Here is a 22,696-nt window from a genome sequence, read left to right as displayed (position 1 = left end):
CTTTGGTCTGCGCGCCAGCACCTCATTACGGCACCCTTCAAATACCTGCTCACTCCCCATCAAGCCGCGCTGTACATCGCCTCAATCTGGGCTGCGTATTTCTGCTGAATCAGCTTGCGCTTGAGTTTCATGGTCGGTGTCAACTCCTCGTCTTCTGCGCTGAGCTGGGTATCAAGTAGGAAGAATTTCTTGATCTGCTCTACCCGCGCAAACTTGGTGTTAACGCGGTCAATCTCTTGCTGAATCAGCTCCTGCACCTCTTGCGCACGCGTCAGACTGGCGTAGTTGCTGAACGGAACATCGCTGTCCTGCGCAAATTTCTCCACGTTTTCATGGTCAATCATGATGATGACCGTGAGGTACGCCCGTGCATCGCCAATTACCACCGCATCAGTGACATAGGGGCTGAACTTGAGTGCGTTCTCCCACTCACTGGGAGTAATGTTTTTGCCGCCTGCCGTGATGATGATGTCCTTCATTCGATCCACGATACGGAAGAACCCGTCCTCGCTGACAGCTCCTACATCGCCCGAATGCATCCAGCCGTCAGCATCGATCGTTTCGGCTGTTTTATCCGGCAAGTTCAGGTAGCCTTTGAACACATTGGGGCCTCGCACCAGAATCTCGTTGCTGCCTTCCGCCAGCTTGACCTCGTTATAGGGAACCGCTTGGCCGATCGAGCCAGGTCGAATATCCGTCAGCGGCACCGCGGTAGAAGCCCCGCAAGTCTCCGTCATGCCCCAGACTTCAACCATGGGAATACCCAAAGCCAGGTACCAGCGCACCAGCTCTGGCGAGATAGGCGCCGCACCTGTTACCAGCAGACGTGCCCGGTGCACGCCAATCAGCTTGCGAACATTGTTGAGCGCCATCACGCGAGCCACGCGAAACTTCCATTTCAACAAGCCGCCAACAGGCTCCTTTCGCAGCACCCTATCCGCAATGTCATGCCCAATCCCGATGCTCCAGCCATAGGCCGCCTGCTGAAGTGAGCCAGCCTCCTTCAGGGCAATGGTGACAGCGGAATAGAACTTCTCCCACACGCGTGGTACGGCTGTTGCCACAGTCGGCGCAATCTCGCGCACGTTCTCTGGCACAGTTTCGGGGTTCTCTACGAAATTGAGCTTCGTGCCGGTGTAAAGCGCAAAAAAGGCCCCACCCAAACGCTCCGCCACATGGCACAGAGGCAAAAAACACATGCGTTCGTCATCTTCGTCCTGAGGCAACAACTGCGCATAGCCCCGCACGCTATACACCAGCCCGCCATGGCTATGCATTGCACCTTTGGGCTTACCGGTGGTTCCAGAGGTATATATCAGAATGGCGAGATCATGCGGTGCAATGGCACCCCAGCGCTGTGTCAGTGCATCAGGCGCTACCCGCATGTGTTCGCGCCCCAGCGCTCTCAATGCATCAAAGCTCATGACCTGTGCATCATCCAGATCCTGCAGGCCTTCCATGTCAAAAACGACAATCTTGCGCAACAAGGGCAGTTGCTGGCGCACCTCCAGAGCCTTGTCCAGCTGCTCGTCATCTTCCACAAACAGCACCACGCTTGAAGAGTCCTGACACAGATACTTGACTTGCTCAGACGCATCTGTGGGGTAGATGCCATTGGAGACTGCTGCACAACTGAGGATTGCCATGTCGCTCCACATCCACTCGGCCTTGGTGTTCGCAAGAATCGAAATGCAGTCGCCCGGCTTCACCCCCAAAGCCAGCAAGCCATGGCCGATCTCCTCCACAATGTCGCCCACCTGCCGCCAGGTCCAGCTTTGCCAGATGCCCAGCTCTTTCTGACGCATCCAGACCTGCCCGGCGCGTTGCTGCACCGCATTCCAGAAAACTTCAGCCATGGTTTCACCCGGCAAGTTTGCTGTCACCGCCAGTTTTTCAGCAGCCCACAGGCCTGCAGGAGATCGGTTGCGCATAAGCGGGTTACCTCCAGTTCTTTTTCTTTTTCCAGCGGCGCTCACCCCGCACGCCGTCGTCTTGCATGCCAAGATAAAACTCCTTGATATCGTCCTTTTCCCGCAATCGGGCGCAGGTGTCCTCCATCACGATGCGTCCGTTCTCCAGCACGTAGCCATAGTCGGATGCATTGAGCGCCATGTTGGCGTTTTGCTCAACCAGCAAAATGGTGGTCCCACGCTCGCGGTTGATTCGAACCACGATTTCAAAAATTTCCTTGGTCAGCTTGGGGCTGAGGCCCAGACTGGGTTCATCCAGCAAAATCAGCGATGGCTTGGCCATAATGGCGCGTGAAATAGCCAGCATCTGCTGCTGCCCACCAGACAGCAGCCCTGCATCCTGTACGGCACGCTCTTTCAGGATAGGGAAATAGGCATAGACGTCCTCCATGTCCCGCGCCACGGTGTCTCTGTCCTTGCGGGTGTAAGCCCCCATCAGCAGGTTGTCTTGCACCGATAACAAAGGAAACACTTCGCGGCCTTCGGGCACATGCGAAAGCCCTTTGCGCACAATCTGGGAGGGGTCCAGTGCGGTGATCTCCTCCCCCAGAAACATCACCTGCCCCTTGTTCGGATCCAGAATTCCTGAAATCGTCTTCAAGATACTGGTTTTGCCCGCGCCATTGGCGCCCAGCACCGTGCTGATTTCGCTCTGCTTGACCTGCAGGCTCACGCCCCGAATAGCCTTGATGGGGCCATATGCGCTCTCTACATTGCGAAGTTCAAGCACCGCAGTCATACATGCTCCCTGCGCAAATTCGATACATCGTCAATCGTGCCCAGATAGGCCTCCACCACCCTCGGGTCTGACTGCACTTGCTGCGGTGTTCCTGTCGAAAGCTCCTGTCCCTGATTCATGGCCAGCACCCGATCAGAGACTTTGCTAACCAGACTCATGTCATGCTCCACCATCAAGACCGAGATACCCAGAACCCTCTGAATATCACGAATCCAGAACACCATGTCAGCGGTCTCTTCGACATTCAGGCCAGACGATGGCTCATCCAGCAGCAGCAGTTGTGGCTCGGCGCACAGCGCCCGCGCCAGCTCCACCACCTTGCGCACACCGTACGGCAACCCAGCCACCAGCGCATCCCGGTAGCGCTGCAAGTCCAGCAGTTCAATGATCTCTTCCACCTTCAGGCGCGCCTGTCTGGCGCAAGCCCGTGCAGTCCCGGTAAACAGCAGGTCCTGCCAGAAGTTGGTGGCGCGATGGGTGTGATAGCCCACCAGCAAGTTGTGCAACACGCTGGCATGCTCGAAGAGCTCGATATTTTGAAATGTGCGTGCAATGCCCAGCGCTGCCACCCTGTGTGCAGGCACTTTGGTCAGTTCCACCGGCTGGTCTGAGCCGTGCCAGATGATTTTGCCCTGCGTGGACTGGTAGATGCGGCTGATGAGGTTGAACACCGTCGTCTTACCCGCGCCATTCGGGCCAATGAGGGTGAACACCTCACCTTTACGCACATCGAACGACACCCCGTTGACAGCCAGCACGCCACCAAAGCGCACGGTCAGATCATGGGCCGACAGCAAAATAGTGGAGTCTTGCTTCATTTCAGGCGATCCGACTTGGTGAAGGACTTCTGACGCTTGAACATTCCTTTGCGATAGAAGGGAAAAAGCTCAAAGTAAGTTCGCACCTTGACCCAGCGTCCATACAAGCCTAGTGGCTCAAAAATCACAAAAGCGATCAGAACCAAGCCATACACCACGGACTGCAAGCCCGGTGCCTGCCCAATGGCATCTGGCAAATAGTCTTTGCTGATGGCAATCAACTGCGGCATGGTGATCAGAAATACAGCTCCTAAAAAAGCTCCATGCACAGAACCCAAACCGCCAATCACTACGAGAAGCAGCAAGTCAATCGACTGAATGATGCCGAACTGCTCTGGCGAGATAAAACTGAGCTTGTGGGCATACAGCGCCCCCGCCAAGCCAGCCAGTGCAGCAGACACTGCAAATGACAGCGTCTTGTAGCGGGCCAAATGGATACCCATGCTTTGCGCAGAAATTTCCGAGTCGCGAATGGCGACAAACGCCCGCCCAGTGGGCGACCTTAAGAGATTCAGCACCCCCAGCGTACTGAGCACCGCCAGCGCAAGGCATACCCAATAAAAGCCTGATCCTGCATTCAAATCCCACCCAAACATCTCCGGCGAGGGCACTGCCATGCCCGAATTTCCTTTTGTCACGGACTCCCATCGCGCAAAGACTTCTTCCACAATAAAACCAAATGACAAGGTGGCGATACCGAGGTAAATGCCCTTGAGCCTCAAAGCAGGCATTGCAATGATGACCCCCACCACAGCCGCCAAAACTGCTGAAACCAGCAGGCACAACAAAAACGGCCAGCCATGGCTAATCAGCACCGCTTGGGTATAAGCGCCTACCCCCAGAAATGCTGCGTGACCAATGGAAAACTGCCCGGTGAACCCTGCCAGCAGCATGATTCCCAAACCCACTATTCCGTAAATCAGCACAAAATTGAGCTGAGACAGCCAGTAGCCGTCGAGAAGCCATGGCGCAACCACCAAAGCCAGCACCAGCATGCTGTACAGCACCTTTTGTCCTGCATGCTTTGCCAGGTTGATGTCCTGGTCGTACGAAGTCTTAAAGATGAAACGCATGCTTGGTATCGATCAAGAAGCGAACAAGTACAAGAAATGGGCGTTCTGGGAGCAAAGCGGGTTCAGACTTTTTTACTGAGCTTTTCTCCAAACAAGCCGTTGGGCCTGATCATCAACATGAGCAAGACAACGATGTAAGGTGCGGTGTCCTTGAATCCATCTGGCAAATAGAAGCCTGCAAATGCCTCTACAAGTCCGATAACCAAGCCTCCGACAATCGCACCCGGCAGACTGCCAAACCCACCGACAACTGCGGCAGGAAAAGCCTTCAGCCCAATCAAGCCCATATTGGCGTGCACGAAGGTGATGGGAGCCAGCAAGATGCCAGCAATCGTGGCGACCGCAGCGGCCAAGCCCCAGACAAGCCCGTTCAAGCGCCTCACAGGAATTCCCATGTAATAGGCTGCGAGCTGATTCTGAGATGAGGCCTGCATTGCTATCCCAAGCTTGCTGAAACGGAACATGGCATACAGCAAGCCACTGAGAAGCAGCGTCGCCACGATGATCACCAAGTGCTCAACATTGATCACCAGCTCACCCAGCTTGAGCACTTGATTACGGTACGGGACTTCAAGCGCATGCGTTTCAGTGCCCACTGCTGGCACCATGGTCACCGCCCCGCGCATGACATAGCCAATGCCAATCGTTAGCATGACCACAGTGAATTGAGGCTGCCCCAGTACTGGCCGGATGACCGCCAACTCCAGCAGCATTGCTACGCACACCAATGCAACCAACGCAGCCAGCACAGCCATCCAAAATGGCCACTGAAATGCGCTCATCGCCAGCCAAGCCACAAAAGCGCCCAGCATCATCAACTCACCCTGCGCAAAATTGACAGTTTCCGTGGCCTTGTAAATCAGCACAAAGCCCAGCGCAATCAATCCGTAAATACAGCCGATCGCAACACCTGAAACGAGTAACTGAAGCACCTGCATTCATCACCCCGTCATAGTCAAGAACTGCAGAGAACTTGCAAAAGCCTCTCCGCACTAAACGTCTTGATTTCTGGCCCCCGAATCTGACGTTTAGATTGCTATTCAACGTGGATGAGTCACTGCCTGCGAGCGGGGAAACATGGGTGGGGCGACCCCTGATATCTTGAAATACTCAATGGGAAACCCTTGCAATCTCGCTATGACGGCTAGCATCTTTGATCTGAGGCTCGCTCTTCTTCGGCACATCAAATGCCAACAAGACATGGCTTCAAGGCAAATGCGTGAGACTCCCATAACGAAGGCCTCGGCTGATGTTCAGCAAGCATTGCCAGTGCGCAAAATTGGAGCAGGCAGCTCTTCCTGCGGATCCGAGCAGGGATAAAACAAGATTTACTCTGGCGCAGAATAGGCCTAACGGTCCGCACATATGAAAAGCGCTGCGACCGCCTGCACTCAAGAAGTGCTTTTCCGTACTTTTTTCATACTCCACAAACAAAAATGCCCGCTTGTTAGCGGGCACTTTCGTTGCAAGCTCTGGTTTTGCTTGCCAATTTTGGTAGGCGCGATTGGACTCGAACCAACGACCCCCACCATGTCAAGGTGGTGCTCTAACCAGCTGAGCTACGCGCCTGTGTTCGTTCGATGAATGAATTGTAGCACGGGTTTTCACTCATTTTTTGAGAGCTGAAACTTTCTTGTCATCAAGCTCTGTCAGCGTCTTCTGGCGGATCGAACTCCCGATACGGTTGCCACAATGCCAAGCACTTTGCTCAGGCGGCCGGAATCGGCAACTTCCACCGTGAAAGTCATCCAGGCGGTTCCCTTGACCGACTGCGTCTGCACGCCAATCACGTTGGTCTTTTCGCGGGCGAAGACATCCGAGATGTCACGCAGCAGTCCCTGGCGGTCCGCAGCCTCAACGGAGACATCTACGGGATAGACCGCCCCGCCCTTTTCCACGTTCTTGGGCAAATCCCAGCCGACTTCGATGGCTCGCTCGGGATTTTTTGCGGCCATTTCGCGGTAGTTGGAGCAATCGCAGCGGTGCACGCTGACGCCTTTACCACGGGTCACAAAGCCAGCGATTTCATCTGGTGGCGCAGGTCGGCAGCATTTGGCCAGTTGCGTCATCAGCGACCCCATGCCAACGACCAGCACACCGCCCTTGGGCGAGTCAGTGCTTCTGGCCTTGCGCACAGGAGTGAATTCGTCTTCAGTGGGCGCCTCTTCCGCAGGGCGCAGCACCGTCTCGATATTGCGCAGCGAATACTCGTCCTTGCCAACGACCTCGAACAACGCATCCGCAGACTTGAAGCCCAGTTGCGCTGCCAAATCTTCCAGCTTGACAGCAGTCTTGCCTTCGCGCTGCAAGAGTTTCTCAACCGCTTCGCGGCCTCGCGAAACCGTTTCGTGCGTGGCCTGTGCATTGAACCATGCTCGCACCTTGGCCTTGGCACGGTTGCTGACCAAATAACCAAGGTCCGCGTTGAGCCAGTCACGCGATGGGCGGTCTTCCTTGGCCGTATTGATCTCGATGGTCTGACCACTTTGCAGTGCGGTGTTGAGCGGCACCATGGCACCGTCCACGCGCGCCCCACGGCAGCGGTGACCCAGGCTGGTGTGCACCGAATAGGCAAAGTCCACAGGGGTGGCGCCTTGCGGAAGCTCGATCACGGCGGCATCAGGCGTCAGCACATAGATGCGGTCTTCAAACAAGCCACGCTGCGCGGAGCCCGTCAAATCGCTGCCCCAGGCCAGCAACTGGCGCAATACGGCGATCTTGGCGTCGTACTCGCTGGTCGCCGAAACGCCCGCATAGCCCTTGGTGCCCGCTTCCTTATAGGCCCAGTGCGCTGCCACGCCATGCTCGGCATGGTCGTGCATGGCCTGCGTGCGAATCTGAATTTCTATCGTGCGGCCAGTTTCATCACGCACCACGGTGTGCAGCGACTGGTAGCCGTTGGGTTTGGGTTTGGCGATGTAGTCGTCAAACTCTTTTTCCAATGGTGTGAACTGCTCGTGCACCCATGAAAGAGCTGCGTAGCAGTCCTTGACCGTGGGCACGATGACGCGCATGGCGCGAATATCGAAAAGCTGCTCGAAGTTCAGCGACTTGCCGCGCATCTTTTTCACGATGCTGTAGATGTGCTTGGGCCGACCCTGAACCGATGCGCTGATGCTGTGCGCGCGCAGATCGGCCTCCAGCCGGGCACGCATCTGCTCCATATAAGCTTCGCGCTCGACACGCTTTTCATCCAGCAGACGGGCAATCTGGCGATAGGTATCTGGCTCCAGGAAACGGAAGGACAGATCTTCCAGCTCCCATTTGATCTGCCAGATGCCCAGACGATTTGCCAGCGGTGCAAATACATAAAGCGCCTCACGCGCAATACTGGGCGAAACCGTTGCTTTCTGCGACGCGTAGTAGCGCAGCGTTTGCAGGCGCGAGGCCAGGCGCAGCAGCACCACGCGCAGATCGCGCGAGAAGCCGAGCAGCATCTTGCGCACATTCTCGGTCTGGGTGGCCACACCATCGACATGCTGGGTGCTCAGCTCCGCATCACGCGCTTGCTGCTGAACGCGGATGAGCTTGATGGTTTCCACCGCCAGGGTGGCAAAGTTCTCGCCAAACGCTTTGGCAATGACTTCCTGCGGTTTGTTCAGATGCACACTGGCGTGCACCAGATAGATAGCAGCCTGAATAGTTTCTGAGCCGCCAATTTTCTTGAGAATCGCGGCCACGGCATCTGCGTGGGCCAGCGTGTTCTCACCAGTTTCCATGACTTCGCCAGCAATCAGGGGTTCGGCAAAGGCGCGGGCGCGCACCAGCGCGTTGGCCTGCCCCGGCAGGACCTCGGCAGTGGCGGTAATCAGATGCGGCGTCGGATCCGTAATTTTGGGTGCGGCGTCAGAGACTGTTGTTGCGATATCGCTGGTCTTCATTCAGCTTCCTCTTGGGCTTGCTGTTCAAGACTGATGCTTGTTGGCAAACCCTTATCCCCTTGTAAAAATTCTCGTATCAAAGCGACCTGCCCAGGCGCTACCAGCGTAGGAGCATGCCCCACGCCTTCCAGTTCCGTACAATGTGCACGGGGTCCGCGCTCGGCCATCGCCTTGGCAGTGCTGCTGGACAGCAGATCAGAGTCTGCGCCACGAACAAGCAAAACTTGTGCCTGGATCTGGTCATACAGCTGCCACAGCAGCGCTTCTCCAGCCTCAGCGGCCTCTCGCGTCATCTGCGCCATAGGTGCAGCAATACGAGGGTCGTAATGCAGAACCACGCCACCTTGCGGATCAGGCTCAACCATCGCCCGTGAAAGCTCTGCCCACTGCTCATCGCTATGTGGGCCAAATCCTTCGGATATCAAGCGCATGGCGGCGGCAGCGCTCTCAAAGTTGGGGAAATGCAAGCTTTTACCAAGGTAAGAGCCAATGCGCTCCAGCGACTGCCACTCAATCACCGGCCCCACATCATTGAGCACCAGCTTGCGCACGGGCACAGGCAGCGGCAACTGCGGCTGACCCACAATGCCCATACCAATCAGCCCCCCCATGCTGGTGCCCACCCAGTCCAGCGTCTCGATGGGAGCCTGGGCGTGAACCTGTGCCAGCAGCGCCAGCATGTCTGCGGCGTACATGGGCACCTGATAGCCCATGGGGTCTGCCAGCCAGTCGCTCTGGCCGCGCCCGACCACATCGGGACAGATCACACGGGCAAATCGGCTCAGTTCACGGGCAAGCACATCAAAGTCGCGCCCTTGACGCGACAGGCCATGCACACAAACGATGACATGCGGATGCCTTGGATTGCCGGTATGGTTCCACTCCCAGTACGCCATGCGGTGCATGCCCTGCGGCTGACTGGAAATTTCTTGACGACGCTGGGCACTGGCCCAGCTGGGAGCCACTGCAGAAGCTCCGGGACACGATACGTAGTTCAGCGTAGGTTGATTCATGGGAACGCGTTTTGGAAGCCGGGGCCGATAATGGCTGTCGTCGCATCGTAATTCATTCGGAGACCTTGTATGTCCATGTTGAAAGGCAAAACCGCTCTCGTGACAGGATCGACCAGCGGAATCGGCCTAGGTATCGCAGTTGCACTGGCACGCCAGGGTGCCAATATTGTTCTCAATGGTTTCGGCGACGTTGAAGCGCCCAAGGCCCAGATTCTGGAAGCCGGCAAAGCCGCAGGCATCAAGGTCGGCTATCACGGCGCCGACATGAGCAAGGCCACTGAAATTGAAGCCATGATGAAATATGCTGCCGAAGAATTTGGCCGCGTAGACATTCTGGTCAACAACGCAGGCATTCAGCATGTCGCCAAGCTGGAAGACTTTCCTGCGGAGAAATGGGACGCCATCATTGCCATCAATCTGAGCAGCGCCTTTCACACCACGCGCCTGGCCCTGCCCGCCATGCAGAAAGCCAACTGGGGCCGCATCATCAACGTGGCATCGGTTCACGGCCTGGTTGCCTCCGCGCAAAAAGCTGCTTATGTGGCCGCCAAGCACGGCATTGTGGGCCTGACCAAAGTGACCGCTCTGGAAAACGCCACTACTGGTGTGACCTGCAATGCCATCTGCCCCGGCTGGGTGCTGACACCGCTGGTGCAAAAACAGGTGGATGCCAAGGCCGCTGCGCAAGGCATCTCCAACGAAGAAGCCACCAAGCAGCTGCTGGGCGAAAAAGAGCCTTCCATGCAGTTCACCACGCCTGAGGAGCTGGGTGAGCTGGCCGTCTTCTTCTGCTCCGCAGCCAGCAATAACGTGCGTGGCGTGGCGTGGAATATGGACGGCGGCTGGACAGCGCAGTAAGCCATGCCAAATGCGATCATCAATTAGATAGCAGCCAGCGCTGGTCAGCTGGATGTTTCAACGTGATTGCATGATGAAAATCAAAAAGGAGCCGCGCAAGCCGCTCCTTTTTTCATACCAACACGCCAGCCTGCCTGACAGGGTCACTGCATCTGAATAGCGCCATTGACGCTGACACTGACCTCGGCGCGATCAGACTCGACCGGCACAGGCGCTGCGTCATAGCTGCTCATCTTGGCCATGTTCAGGCTCGCCGCACGGGCACGCGGCATAGGGCGAATGCCGCCACCACTGGCGTTGACGCTGACTTCGCGCACGCTGTAGCCCGCAAAGCCAAAGCTTTTGGAAATAGCCGTGGCACGCTGGCGGAAGTTTTCAATGGCCTTGGCCTGCGCTTCGCCCTCGACTTTTTCACGCGCCTCGCGCGACAGGCCAAAGCCCATGCCCGACAGCGTCATATCCTGCACCTTGGCTGCAGACTGAGTGATACGCACAAAGTCACGCCCCTGCAGCACGATATCGGCCTGGCCCTGCCAGCCTTCCACCTTGCCGTTGTTGCCATAGCGCGGCGAGATCGAAAAGTTACCCGTGCTCACTTCCATCTGCCCCGCCTGCGCATCAGCACGCAGGCTGGTCATAGCTGCCTCCACGGCTTTTTGCAGCTGCGTCTGCACTGTCGCGGCATCGCGCCCATCCTTGGTGGCTGACAAGGTCGCCGTCATCCAGTCCTGCTTGACCTCCACCACGCCCTGCGCGGCCAGTTGCACCACGTTCATGGGACGCTGCGCGTTATTGCCAGCGTTCTGCGCCCAGGCCTGGGAACCCGCAGCCAGCACGGCCACCAGCAGCAAAGCTGACCGGGCACCGGAACGCATTGGGAAGGATTTGGAAAACGAATTCATGCGGTTCACCCTTGGAAATATATGGACGGTCACTGAAACAAGTTCAAGGCAGCCATCACAGCGCAACACAGACGGAGCCCATGTCAGCCACGGGAGGCTCTTGCTGTACGAATTACAGATATTAAACACACCAATAGAACAACAATTGCATCAGAAGTTCCAATCAAAGTAAAATTCTACGAAGAAACATTTATTGTTCTATTCATATATGCAACATTCGTAACAAGCAGAAAAACTCGATGCGTTTTCACTGGATTTTTTTCTCCAAGCGATAACAATCTGGCTGTTACAAATAAATCGACAAGGACGATCATGGCAACGACGAGCACCCGTACCGACAAGATCCTCGTAGTGGATGACGATGCACGCATCCGCGACCTGCTGCGCCGTTATCTGACGCAGGAAGGCTTCGAGATCATGATTGCCGAAGACGGCAAGGCTCTGAACCGTATCCTGCTGCGCGAAACTGTCGATCTGATCGTGCTGGACCTGATGATGCCCGGGGAAGACGGCCTGTCCATCTGCCGCCGTCTGCGCTCTGCCAATGACCGTACCCCCATCATCATGCTGACGGCCAAGGGCGAAGATGTGGACCGCATCGTGGGCCTGGAAGTGGGCGCCGATGACTACCTGGGCAAGCCCTTCAACCCCCGTGAACTGCTGGCCCGCATTCACGCCGTGCTGCGCCGCCGCCCTCCACAGGAAGCCCCCGGAGCGCCATCGGGCGACAATGAAGTCGTCACCTTCGGCCCCTTCAACTTCGACCTGGGCACCCGTGTGCTGCAAAAAAATGGCGAAGAACTGCCTCTGACCACTGGTGAATTTGCCATGCTCAAAGCCCTGGTGCGCCACCCACGCCAGCCGCTATCGCGTGAAAAGCTGGCCCTGCTGGCCCGTGGCCGCGAGTTCGAGCCCTTTGACCGCAGCCTGGACGTGCAGGTTTCCCGCCTGCGCAAGCTGATTGAAGAAGATGCCGCCGCCCCCCGCTATATCCAGACCGTCTGGGGCGTGGGCTATGTGTTCGTACCCGATGGCATGAACTAAGCGCTGCAGCCAACGCACGAAACCCAGCAAGCCGCTCCCTGCGGCTTGTTTTTATTGCACTCAGTCTTGAGCTGCAACCATCCATTGCAATTGCGCAGACACAAGATTGCGTCTTTTTGGACAACCCGTAACTCAGGCAAGTCATATTGAGCGTACGCTTGCAGACTTGCTGTCTTAGATTGTTTCGCTGCTCATGAGCGCTTATCCCAACACGCCGCCCGACGCTACCAGCCCCGTACCTCTGGAGTACGAGCGGCGTTCGACGGCGCGTTCCCCCGTGGGCCTGAACCTGTTCTGGCGCACTTTCTGCCTGCTGGCCCTGCTGCTGGTGGGCAGCATTCTGGCCTGGCTGCAGACCCTCAGGGCACTGGACTTTGAACCTCGCGCCTTGCAGACGGCCAAGCAGGTGGCATCACTGGTGAACCTCAGCCGTGCCGCACTGGTTCATTCAGACGCCATCAATCGCATCTCGCTGATCAAGACCATGGCCGACCAGGAAGGCGTGCGCATTCTGCCGCGTGAGCCTGGCGACACCTTCGAGCCGCTGGAACAAAATGCCATGGGTCTGCGGCTGACCGAAGAGCTGACACAGCGCCTGGGTTACGGCACCGTTGTTGCCCGCAGCGTCAACAACGAACCCGGCCTCTGGGTGGGCTTCAATATCAACGGGGATCGCAACTGGCTGCTGATGGACCAGTCCCGCTTCACCCCGGCCAGCGGCCAGACCTGGCTGATCTGGCTGATTACCGCCGCCCTGCTCTCCTTGGTCGGCGCCGCAGCCATTGCGCGCCTTATCAACCGGCCGCTCAAGCAGCTGTCCTATGCCGCCAACCGGGTGCGCGAGGGTGACTTTGACGCCAGTCAGCTCGACGAAGAGGCCGTGACCAGCGAAATCCGCGAGGTCAACATCGGCTTCAACCGCATGGCACAAAAGCTGGCCAAGCTCGAACAGGATCGCGCCGTGATGCTAGCAGGCATCTCGCACGACCTGCGCACGCCGCTGGCACGGCTGCGCCTGGAAACCGAAATGAGCGTGTATGACGATGTGGCCCGTGAACACATGGTGGCCGATATTGTTCAGCTCGATGCCACTATCGACAAATTTCTGGACTACGCCCGGCCTGACCACCGTGTCACGCTCAGCCCTGTTGATCTGCACGCCGTCGTGGCTTCCTGCGTCTATGCCGTGCAAGACCACCGCGAACTGCAGATTTCCATGGATGTGCCCGAAGGCATTTTCGTCATGGCCGATGAGGTGGAGCTGGCTCGCGTGGTGTCCAACCTGTTTGAAAACGCACGCCGCTACGGCAAATCGCCTGACACCGACACCACACTGGTCGATGTGATTGCCAAGGAAAGTGAGAAATGGGTGGTCATCCGCATTCGTGACCACGGCAAAGGCGTTCCGCCCGAGCAGCTCTCCAGCCTGACGCAGCCCTTTTTCCGGGGAGACTCAGCCCGCACAGCCGCCGCTGGCGCCGGGCTTGGCCTGTCGATTGTGGACAAGACCGTGCAGCGCATGGGCGGCATTCTGGCGCTGTCCAACTCTTCATCGGGCGGGCTGGTGGCCCATCTTCAACTGCAGCGCGCCATGGGCGTCAGCCCCGCTGCTGCGCCTGAAAAGCGGCTGCAGCGCCCGCAGATTCTGCGCAACCTGCCACGCGACAAAAAAGACGAAGACTCCGAGGACTGAAGTCTGGGGGGCAGGCCTTGCCCTCCAACCCAAAACCTCAACGCCGAATCAGGGCTTGTACAGCAGCGCCACGGCACGCGCTTCCATGGCTTGCTGCAGGCCTACCGGGCCCATCTTCTCTGCCGTCTTGGCCTTTACATTGACCTGCTCCACATCCAGCGCCAGCACCTGCGCAATGCGCTCGCGCATCTTCTCGATATGCGGCGCCAGCTTGGGGGCCTGAGCCACGATGGTGCTGTCGATATTGCCAATCTCAAAACCTTTGGCGCGCACACGGCGCACAGCTTCGGCCAGCAAAACGGCGGAATCGGCGCCCTTGAACTGCGCATCCGTATCCGAGAAATGGCGCCCGATATCACCCAGCGCTGCTGCGCCAAACAGGGCATCGGTAATGGCATGCAGCAGCACATCGGCATCTGAATGACCCAGCAGACCCAGCGTGTGTGGCACTTCCACCCCACCCAGAATCAGCTTGCGGCCTGGCACCAGTGCGTGCACGTCCCAGCCTTCACCTATACGAAAATTCATATCAAATCCTTATCAAGCCATTGCTAATCAAACGCAAGCAGCTATTAAATTATGAGCAATTAAAACCTAGACACGTGCCTTGCGCTGCATCAGCACCGCCTCGGCCAGCGCAAAGTCGTCGGGATAGGTCACCTTGAAGTTCTGCGCCCCGCCGGGCACCAATCGGGGTGCGAACCCCGCCAGTTCCATGGCACTGGCTTCGTCGGTCACCGCATCGCCAGCAGCCTGCAGCGCGGCCTGCAATGCCCCAATGCGGAACATCTGCGGCGTCTGCGCCAGCCATTTATCGCTGCGGTCCACGGTCTGCGCCACACGGGCCACCTCGCCACCAGCCGTCTGCTGCTTGAGCGTATCGGGCAACTTCAGCGCCAGCAGCCCGCCCACAGCATCCGGCAGGCAGGCATCCATCAGGCTTTGCACTTGCCGTGAGGTCAGCAGGCAGCGTGCGGCATCGTGCACCAGCACCCAGTCCTCAGGGCTTGCGCCGTGGGCCAGCAGATCGGCCAAGCCATTGCCCACGGTTTCTGCGCGGGTGGCACCGCCGCATGCGGCAATGCGCAGATAGTCAGGGGTTTCGCGCTCCTTCCAGAACGCATCGCTGGGCGAAATCACCAGCAGCACCTGGGCCAGCGCGGGCACCGCCCCCATGGCCGCCAGCGTGTGCATGACCATGGGCTGGCCAGCGACGGGCTGATATTGCTTGGGCAGCTCTGGCGCCGGGGCATCAGCCGCAATAGCGCGAGAGCCCACACCGGCGCAAGGAATAAGCGCCCAGCAGCGCACGCTTTCTGGCTGCGAAGGTGACGCTGGTACCGGGTTTGTCTGGGCGTCCAGCATGGGCTCAGGCGAAGAAAACGAATCTGTCATGCACTCTATTTTAAAATTGCGGCTTCGCCCGAAAGTCGTTCCCTGAACGACCCTCGGCTTGCATCACCGTGAGGTGCCCCCATTTTGAGTGAATGCGAAGCTCCCCGCTCGCTGCTGGCGAACGGGCCCATGAACACCACGTCTCATGGCACGGCTCACGCACACTCAATCTGTCCCCGTTTTATGCACCGCGCCAGCGCCCTGCTCTGGCCGCACCGCCCCCTTTCCACTCGCCATGCAACTGCCCAAGCTCACTCCTGGTAAACGCTTTCATCTGCCCCGCCCTGTGGGTAGCGCCGACGCGCTGCTGCTGGGCAAGCTGGGCGAGCGCGAAAAGCACGATGGCCGGGTGACCGCCATCATCACCGCCGATGCGGCCGACGCCCACCGCCTGATGGAAGAGATGGCGTTTTTTGCGCCCGAGCTGCGCTGCGCCCTGTTTCCCGACTGGGAAACCCTGCCCTATGACAGCTTTTCACCCCACCAGGATTTGATCAGCGAGCGGCTGGCAACGCTGTGGCGCATCAACCAGCGCGATAAGGAACAAGGCGCCGACGTGGTCATCGTGCCCGCCACCACCGCGCTGTACCGCCTGGCCCCGCCCTCATTCCTCGCGGGCTATACCTTTGAGTTCAAAACCGGGCAAAAGCTCGATGAAGCCAAACTCAAGGCCCAGCTCACGCTGGCCGGTTATCAGCATGTCTCGCAGGTCGTGAGCCATGGCGAATATGCCGTGCGCGGTGGGCTGATTGACCTGTTCCCCATGGGCTCACCTCAGCCCTATCGCGTCGATCTGTTTGACGACGAGATCGACAGCATTCGCACCTTTGACCCCGACAGCCAGCGCAGCCTCTACCCCGTGCCCGAGGTGCGCCTGCTGCCCGGGCGTGAGTTCCCCATGGACGAGGATGCCCGCGCCAAGTTCCGCCACCGCTGGCGCGAGCTGCTGGAGGGCGACCCCACGCGCAGCCGCATCTACAAGGACATGGGCGCCGGCATTGCCACCGCCGGTATCGAGTACTACCTGCCGCTGTTCTTTGACGAAACCGCCACCGTCTTCGACTATCTGGGCGATGACGCCACCGTGGTGCTGCACGGAGACCTGGAACCCGCCTTTCAGCGCTTTTGGCAAGACACCAAAGACCGCTACCGTCTGGTGCAGGGCGACCCCGACCACCCGGCCCTGCCGCCTGAGAGCCTGTTCCTCACCGCCGACCAGTTCTATACGCGCAGCAAGGAACACGCCCAGCTGGCCCTGCGCCCCGGCACCGAAGATGTGGCCGACAGCGCCATCTTCCAGAAGCTCGAAGACTTGGCCGTGGTGCGTGGTGCCGAAGACCCGCTGGCCAAGCTGCAAAAACATATAGCAGCATCCTCAAGCCGCACCTTGCTGCTGGCCGAATCGGACGGCAGACGCGAAAGCCTGCTGGACTTTTTCCGCGCCTCGGGCGTGAACCCACCGGTGTTTGATTCGCTGGCCGAATTCCAGGCGGACAGCACGGAGAAAGTCGGCATTGCCACCTCAGGCCTGATGAACGGCTTTGCCTGGGTGGAAGAAGGTCTGGACTTTGTTACCGAGACCGAGCTGTTTGCCACCAGCCCCACCGGCCGCAAACGCCGCAGGCAGGAGCAGGTCAGCGATGTGGAAGCGCTGATCAAGGACTTGTCCGAGCTGAAAGTGGGCGACCCGATTGTTCACTCCGACCATGGCATTGGCCGCTATCGCGGGCTGATCAATATGGACATGGGACAGAAAAACCCCGACGGCACGCCCGCGCTGCAGGAGTTTTTGCACCTGGAATACGCGGCCGATGCCGTGCTCTATGTGCCCGTGAGCCAGCTGCATTTGATCAGCCGCTACACCGGCGTTTCGCCCGACGATGCGCCGCTGCACAAGCTGGGCGGCAGCCAGTGGGAAAAAGCCAAGCGCAAGGCCGCCGAGCAGGTGCGCGACAGCGCTGCCGAGCTGCTCAATATCTACGCCCGCCGCGCCGCACGCCAGGGCCATGCCTTTCGCTTCCCCACGGCGGATTACGAACAGTTTGTGGCTGACTTTGGCTTTGAAGAAACCGCCGACCAGCGTGCCGCCATCCACGCCGTGGTGCAGGACATGATTTCGCCCCAGCCCATGGACCGCCTGGTCTGCGGCGATGTGGGCTTTGGCAAGACCGAAGTGGCGCTGCGTGCGGCCTTTGTGGCGGCCATGGGTGGCAAGCAGGTGGCTTTCCTCGCGCCCACCACGCTGCTGGCTGAGCAGCATTACCAGACGCTGGTCGACCGCTTTTCCAAGTGGCCTATCAAGGTGGCCGAGGTCTCGCGTTTTCGCTCGGGCAAGGAGATCACCGCCGCCATCAAGGGCATCTCGGACGGCACGGTCGACATCGTGGTCGGCACGCACAAGCTGCTCTCCGAATCCACACAGTTCAAGAACCTGGGCCTGCTCATCATCGACGAAGAACACCGCTTTGGCGTGCGCCACAAAGAGGCCATGAAGGCCATGCGTGCCGAAGTCGATGTGCTGACGCTGACGGCCACCCCCATCCCGCGCACCATGGGTATGGCGCTGGAAGGTTTGCGGGATTTATCGGTCATAGCCACCGCCCCTCAAAGACGTCTTGCTATCAAAACCTTTGTGCGTAACGAAGGCACGGGCGTGATTCGTGAGGCCGTGCTGCGCGAATTGAAGCGCGGCGGGCAGATTTACTTTCTGCACAACGAAGTCGAGACCATCGAGAACCGCAAACAAAAGCTGGAAGAAATCCTGCCCGAAGCCCGCATTGCTGTGGCCCACGGCCAGATGCCCGAGCGCGAGCTGGAAAAAGTCATGCGCGACTTTGTGGCCCAGCGCTACAACATTTTGCTGTGCTCGACCATCATCGAGACCGGTATCGACGTGCCTTCGGCCAACACCATTTTGATCAGCCGCGCCGACAAATTCGGTCTGGCCCAGCTGCACCAGTTGCGTGGCCGTGTGGGCCGCAGCCACCACCAGGCCTATGCCTATCTGATGGTGCCGGACCTGGACAGCCTGACCAAGCAGGCCCAGCAGCGGCTGGAAGCGATTCAGCAGATGGAAGAGCTGGGCAGCGGCTTTTATCTGGCCATGCACGACCTGGAAATTCGCGGTGCGGGCGAGGTGCTGGGCGAAAACCAGAGCGGCAATATGCTGGAAGTGGGCTTTCAGCTCTATAACGAAATGCTGTCGGAGGCCGTGCGCAGCCTCAAAAACGGCAAGGAACCCGACCTGCTCTCACCGCTGTCGGCATCGACCGATATCAATCTGCATGCCCCCGCCCTGCTGCCCAACGACTATTGCGGCGATGTGCACCTGCGCCTGTCCTTCTACAAAAAGCTGGCCACGGCCAAGACGGCCGACCAGATCGACACCTTGCTCGAAGAAATCGTGGACCGCTTTGGCAAGCTGCCGCCCCAGGCCCAGACCCTGATCGACGTGCACCGCCTGCGCGTGCTGAGCCAGCCCTACGGCGTGGTCAAGGTCGATGCGGCGCCCGGCGTCATCAACATCACCTTCAAGCCCCAGCCACCGATTGACCCGATGAACATCATTCATCTGATTCAAAAGAACAAGCACATCAAGCTGGCGGGCAACGAAAAGCTGCGCATCGAAAAAGAGCTGGAAGACCCCAAGGCCCGCGCCCAGATGGTGCGCGACGTGCTGCGCAGCCTGGGCCAGCCGCTCAAGACCGAAGCCGAGGCCCATGCGTAAGGCTGCATGACAGGCGCCACATGAGAGACGCCAATTGCCAGAAGCTTGGCAAAGGTTAAGGCGCCGATAACGCTGGCGGTGCAAGATGCAGGCTGCACTGAATCACCCACGCCGCCATGTATCTTGAAGCCGCCCTTGCCCTGCTGAGCCTGTTGCTGGCCCTGCTCTGCCGCCCCTGGCGCATGCTGGGCAGCAAGCCGGGGCCCGGCGGCATGCAAGACCCCGTGGCATCGGCACTGATTACGCCGCTGCTCGCTGTGCTGGTGCTGCTGCCCTGGGCCTGGGCTCTGCCCACGCTGCACAAGCTGCCTTTGCAACTGCACTGGTCTGCAGCGCCGCTGGTCGTTATCTTGCTGGGCTGGCCCCTTGCAGTACCCACCCTGCTTGCGGTGGGCGCTATTGCTTTTGCAATTTCTCCGGGCCTCTCCATGCCCGAAGCTCTGGGCATGACCGTCTGGCAAGGACTGGTGCCAGCCACGCTGGCCATGCTCTGGGGCGCGGCAGTGCGCCGCTGGTGCTGGCATCACATTTTTGTATTTATTCTTTTACGCGGCTTTTTGGGCACAGTGCTGTGCCTGTTTATCGCCTCTTTGCTGGGCCAATGGGCGGGGCACGTACTGCCCAACGTCAACGATGAACTCTCGCGCATGGCCCGCTGGCTGATGGCCTGGAGCGATGGCGTCACCACCGGCATGCTCACCGCCGTCTTTGTGGTGTTTAGACCGCAGTGGGTGGCCACATGGTCAGATGCCATCTATCTGCGACCGCCGATTCAACCCAAAAACTAGCCCCTGCCCGTTTCCTCGCACCTGCGCAAACCGCATCTTTCCCATCAGGCTAAACGCCAATCACCCTGGCACAGAGCTTGCTCATCATCGCTATAGCACCACCCCATTCACCAGCGTGGTGCATCGCTTGATAAAGAGAGGGACCGCATGCTGCTTCAGACCATTCGCACCACCGCTCAGGCCACCGCACGCACCGCCATGGGCTGCGCACTGCTTGCCGGTTTTGTTACCACCGCCCAGGCGCAGGACGCCTACCCCGAGCGCACGGTCAAAGTGATCGTAGCCCTGCCCGCAGGTGGTAGCGCCGACATGATTGCCCGTGTCGTGGGCCAGAAGCTGGCTGCCGAGCTCAAGCAGCCTTTTGTGGTGGACAACCGCGCCGGAGCTTCTGGCCAGATCGGCACGCCCGCCGTGGCCCGCGCAGCACCCGACGGCTACACGCTGATGGTGTCACCCGCATCCTTTCTGACCACCAACAAGAGCATTTTCAAATCTCTGCCCTATGACCCAGAGGCCGACTTCGCGCCCATCAGCAAGCTGGTGAACCAGCCCATGGTGCTGGTGGTCAAGGACAAGCAGAAATTCCCCAGCGTGGCCGCCGTAGTGGCCGCAGCCAAGGCCGCACCTGGCAAGCTGACCTTCGCCTCATCGGGTGACGGCAGCCCACAGCACCTGGCTGCCCTGATGTTCGAGACACGCACACAAGCGAAGATGCTGCACGTCCCCTACAAAGGCGGTGCACCGGCTGTCAACGACACACTGGCGGGCAATGTGGACATGCTGTTTGCCGTGCTGCCCGAAGCCCTGCCGCACATTCAGGCAGGCAAGCTGCATGCACTGGGTCTGATGGCCCCCAGGCGCGTTGCCACGCTGCCCAATACGCCCACCATGGCCGAAGGCGGCTTTGCCGACCTGAATCTCTCGGCCTGGGTCGGCCTGTTTGCCCCGGCAAAAACGCCCCAGCCCGTCATCGACAAGCTCAACCGCGCTGTGCGCACCGCCCTGGACAGTGACATCAAGACCAAGCTGGGTGAAAACGGCATGGAAGTCGCGCCCTCCACGCCCGAGCAGCTCCGGCAGACCGTATCTCAGGACATCAAGCTGCATGCCGAACTGGTCAAGGCTGCGGGCATTCAGCCGCAATAAGCCTTGAAGCCAGCGGAGGAGCGCCCGGGGTAAATGCCCGGGGTCAACACATGGGGTGAATCGCCATCCTGCCAGCACCACAACAGCGGATAATGGCGCCCATCTTCAGCAGCGGCAAAGATGAACTCCTTGCCGCTCTTACCCCTGCACCCTTTGCCCTCAATCGCAATGACTGACGCCACCGAATTCGCTCCCGGCCTGATGATCCGCGGCATGACCGCTCCTCAGAAGCTGGCTGACTACAAGCTCATCGCCTTCGATATGGACTCGACCCTGATCACCATCGAGTGCATTGACGAGATTGCCGACGCCACGGGCAAGAAGGCCGAAGTGGCAGCGATTACCGAAGCCACCATGCGCGGCGAAATCACCGATTTCAAGGACAGCCTGCGCCAGCGCGTGGGCAAGCTGGTGGGCGTGACCGAGGCTGACATGGCCCGCGTGCTGGCCGAGCGCTTGAAACTCTCGCCCGGCGCCGACACGCTGGTCAAGGCGGCCAAGGCTGCAGGCCTGAAGGTGCTGCTGGTTTCCGGCGGCTTTACCTACTTTGCCGAACATGTGCGCGGCCTGCTGAACATCGACTTTGTGCGCGCCAACGTGCTGGAAATTCAGAACGGCGTGCTGACCGGCGGCCTGATCGAGCAAGCCTGGGGCGACATCTGCGACGGTGCCGAAAAGCGCCGCACTCTGCTGGAAGTCGCGTCCCTGATCGGCATCGACGCCAAGCAGTGCATTGCCGTAGGCGATGGCAGCAACGACATCCCCATGATGCAGGCCGCAGGCCTGTCCGTGGCCTACCACGCCAAGCCCCGCGTGCGTAACGAGGCCAAGGTTGCCATCAACGAAGGCGGTCTGGATCGTCTGCTGGAAGTGCTGCAATAAGCACTGTCATTTCAGCCCCCTTGAAAGCCGCTGCCGCACTGCCACAGCGGCTTTTTTGCGCCTGCATGATCGATGCTCTCTGACTTCGCCCGCACAGCATGTCCATTAGAGTGAAGCTCTTTTTTTCCACTGACATGAAAGGTCTGTGATGAGCAAACTGAAAATCGGCGTGATCGTGGGCAGCAACAGCAAGCATTCCATCAACCGCAAGCTGGGCGAAGGGCTGGCCAAGCTGATTCAGGATCAGGCCGATGTGGCCTTTATCGATATTGGCCACCTGCCGCTGTACAACCGCGACTTTGATGGCACCCCCGAATTCCAGCCTTTTGAAGACCTCAAGGCGCAGGTACGCAACTGTGATGGCCTGCTGTTCATCACGCCCGAACACAACCGCTCCATCCCCGCAGTGCTGAAAAACGCACTCGATGCGCTGAGCCGCCCCTACGGTCAGGCCGCCTGGGGTGGCATTCCGGCCGCCGTCATCGGCACATCCCCCGGCGGCCCCGCTACGGCCATGGCCCAGCAGCACCTGCGCAATGTCTTTGTGTTTCTGGACATGCCCACCATGCAGCAGCCCGAAGGCTTTGTGCGCTGGAATGACGAGCTGATTGACGCCCAGGGCAATATCGGCGCTGGCAGCCATGATTTCTTGAACAAATACATGACCCGCTTCCTGGCCTGGGTGCGCAAGCATCCCAAGCAGTAAACCAGCAGTTTCGCTGATTTCATAGCAGGCCCCGCAGGTGCATCTAGCGCTGCGGGGCTTT

At 59.0% G+C, this 22,696-nt stretch carries 18 protein-coding genes and 1 tRNA gene; 8 read left to right on the top strand and 11 right to left on the bottom strand.

Translation table 11 applies throughout. The features are described from left to right. Positions 1–59 precede the first annotated feature (59 nt). From JDW18_RS10000 to JDW18_RS09965, 8 genes are all read right to left on the bottom strand, one after another. Positions 60–1,931, bottom strand: coding sequence for an AMP-dependent synthetase/ligase (locus JDW18_RS10000; RefSeq protein ID WP_218243459.1), 1,872 nt, complete (start codon positions 1,929–1,931; stop codon positions 60–62). A gap of 7 nt (positions 1,932–1,938) precedes the next feature. Beyond that, positions 1,939–2,709 (bottom strand): ABC transporter ATP-binding protein, encoded by a 771-nt coding sequence (locus JDW18_RS09995; protein ID WP_218243458.1) that lies wholly within the window; start codon positions 2,707–2,709, stop codon positions 1,939–1,941. Further along, positions 2,706–3,527 carry an ABC transporter ATP-binding protein gene (locus tag JDW18_RS09990; protein WP_218243457.1) on the bottom strand — a complete coding sequence of 274 codons (822 nt, stop codon included), beginning with the start codon at positions 3,525–3,527 and terminating at the stop codon, positions 2,706–2,708. The genes JDW18_RS09995 and JDW18_RS09990 overlap by 4 nt, the downstream gene beginning before the upstream one ends. Further along, positions 3,524–4,600, bottom strand: coding sequence for a branched-chain amino acid ABC transporter permease (locus tag JDW18_RS09985; RefSeq protein ID WP_218243456.1), 1,077 nt, complete (start codon positions 4,598–4,600; stop codon positions 3,524–3,526). Before JDW18_RS09985 ends, JDW18_RS09990 begins: the two co-directional genes overlap by 4 nt. Positions 4,601–4,662: 62 nt before the next feature. Next, positions 4,663–5,538 carry a branched-chain amino acid ABC transporter permease gene (locus JDW18_RS09980; protein WP_218243455.1) on the bottom strand — a complete coding sequence of 292 codons (876 nt, stop codon included), beginning with the start codon at positions 5,536–5,538 and terminating at the stop codon, positions 4,663–4,665. 554 nt (positions 5,539–6,092) lie between these two features. Beyond that, positions 6,093–6,169 (bottom strand) — tRNA-Val (locus tag JDW18_RS09975). 80 nt (positions 6,170–6,249) lie between these two features. Continuing rightward, positions 6,250–8,481, bottom strand: coding sequence for a RelA/SpoT family protein (locus JDW18_RS09970; RefSeq protein WP_218243454.1), 2,232 nt, complete (start codon positions 8,479–8,481; stop codon positions 6,250–6,252). Continuing rightward, positions 8,478–9,494: an alpha/beta fold hydrolase gene (locus JDW18_RS09965; RefSeq protein ID WP_218243453.1), complete on the bottom strand. Its 1,017-nt coding sequence runs from the start codon at positions 9,492–9,494 to the stop codon at positions 8,478–8,480. Before JDW18_RS09965 ends, JDW18_RS09970 begins: the two co-directional genes overlap by 4 nt. Before the next feature lie 75 nt (positions 9,495–9,569). On the opposite strand from JDW18_RS09965, the gene JDW18_RS09960 reads away from it, so the two are divergent. Beyond that, positions 9,570–10,352 (top strand): 3-hydroxybutyrate dehydrogenase, encoded by a 783-nt coding sequence (locus JDW18_RS09960; protein ID WP_218243850.1) that lies wholly within the window; start codon positions 9,570–9,572, stop codon positions 10,350–10,352. Positions 10,353–10,495: 143 nt separating this feature from the next. On the opposite strand, the gene JDW18_RS09955 is transcribed toward JDW18_RS09960, so the two are convergent. Next, the gene (locus JDW18_RS09955; RefSeq protein WP_218243452.1) at positions 10,496–11,254 is read right to left on the bottom strand and encodes an SIMPL domain-containing protein; all 759 of its coding nucleotides are present in this window, start codon (positions 11,252–11,254) and stop codon (positions 10,496–10,498) included. Between the two features lie 312 nt (positions 11,255–11,566). On the opposite strand from JDW18_RS09955, the gene ompR reads away from it, so the two are divergent. Continuing rightward, positions 11,567–12,298: an osmolarity response regulator transcription factor OmpR gene (gene ompR, locus JDW18_RS09950; protein WP_218243451.1), complete on the top strand. Its 732-nt coding sequence runs from the start codon at positions 11,567–11,569 to the stop codon at positions 12,296–12,298. Between the two features lie 193 nt (positions 12,299–12,491). After that, positions 12,492–13,991 (top strand): sensor histidine kinase, encoded by a 1,500-nt coding sequence (locus JDW18_RS09945; protein WP_218243450.1) that lies wholly within the window; start codon positions 12,492–12,494, stop codon positions 13,989–13,991. A gap of 48 nt (positions 13,992–14,039) precedes the next feature. Here the strand turns inward: JDW18_RS09945 and ispF are convergent, their stop codons facing one another. Both ispF and ispD read right to left on the bottom strand, forming a co-directional pair. After that, positions 14,040–14,519: a 2-C-methyl-D-erythritol 2,4-cyclodiphosphate synthase gene (gene ispF / locus JDW18_RS09940; protein WP_218243449.1), complete on the bottom strand. Its 480-nt coding sequence runs from the start codon at positions 14,517–14,519 to the stop codon at positions 14,040–14,042. Positions 14,520–14,585: 66 nt separating this feature from the next. Continuing rightward, on the bottom strand, positions 14,586–15,386 hold the full coding sequence (gene ispD, locus JDW18_RS09935) for a 2-C-methyl-D-erythritol 4-phosphate cytidylyltransferase (RefSeq protein WP_218243448.1): 801 nt from the start codon (positions 15,384–15,386) through the stop codon (positions 14,586–14,588). Between the two features lie 235 nt (positions 15,387–15,621). Between ispD and mfd the strand changes: the two genes are divergently transcribed. The 5 genes from mfd to JDW18_RS09910 all read left to right on the top strand — a co-directional run bounded on the left by mfd (position 15,622) and on the right by JDW18_RS09910 (position 22,635). Further along, positions 15,622–19,113: a transcription-repair coupling factor gene (mfd, locus tag JDW18_RS09930; protein ID WP_218243447.1), complete on the top strand. Its 3,492-nt coding sequence runs from the start codon at positions 15,622–15,624 to the stop codon at positions 19,111–19,113. A 116-nt stretch (positions 19,114–19,229) separates the two neighbouring features. Beyond that, positions 19,230–19,901, top strand: coding sequence for a hypothetical protein (locus JDW18_RS09925; protein ID WP_218243446.1), 672 nt, complete (start codon positions 19,230–19,232; stop codon positions 19,899–19,901). A 147-nt stretch (positions 19,902–20,048) separates the two neighbouring features. Then, complete coding sequence (locus tag JDW18_RS09920) at positions 20,049–21,047, top strand: Bug family tripartite tricarboxylate transporter substrate binding protein (RefSeq protein ID WP_246610423.1); 999 nt, start codon at positions 20,049–20,051, stop codon at positions 21,045–21,047. Positions 21,048–21,215: 168 nt separating this feature from the next. Continuing rightward, positions 21,216–21,929, top strand: a complete 714-nt coding sequence (serB, locus tag JDW18_RS09915) for a phosphoserine phosphatase SerB (protein ID WP_218243445.1) — start codon at positions 21,216–21,218, stop codon at positions 21,927–21,929. 148 nt (positions 21,930–22,077) lie between these two features. Continuing rightward, positions 22,078–22,635 (top strand): NADPH-dependent FMN reductase, encoded by a 558-nt coding sequence (locus JDW18_RS09910; RefSeq protein WP_218243444.1) that lies wholly within the window; start codon positions 22,078–22,080, stop codon positions 22,633–22,635. Positions 22,636–22,696: the final 61 nt, after the last annotated feature.

Source organism: Comamonas fluminis, assembly GCF_019186805.1.
Classification (GTDB): domain Bacteria; phylum Pseudomonadota; class Gammaproteobacteria; order Burkholderiales; family Burkholderiaceae_C; genus Comamonas; species Comamonas fluminis.
This window is presented reverse-complemented; position numbering and strand designations above follow the sequence as displayed.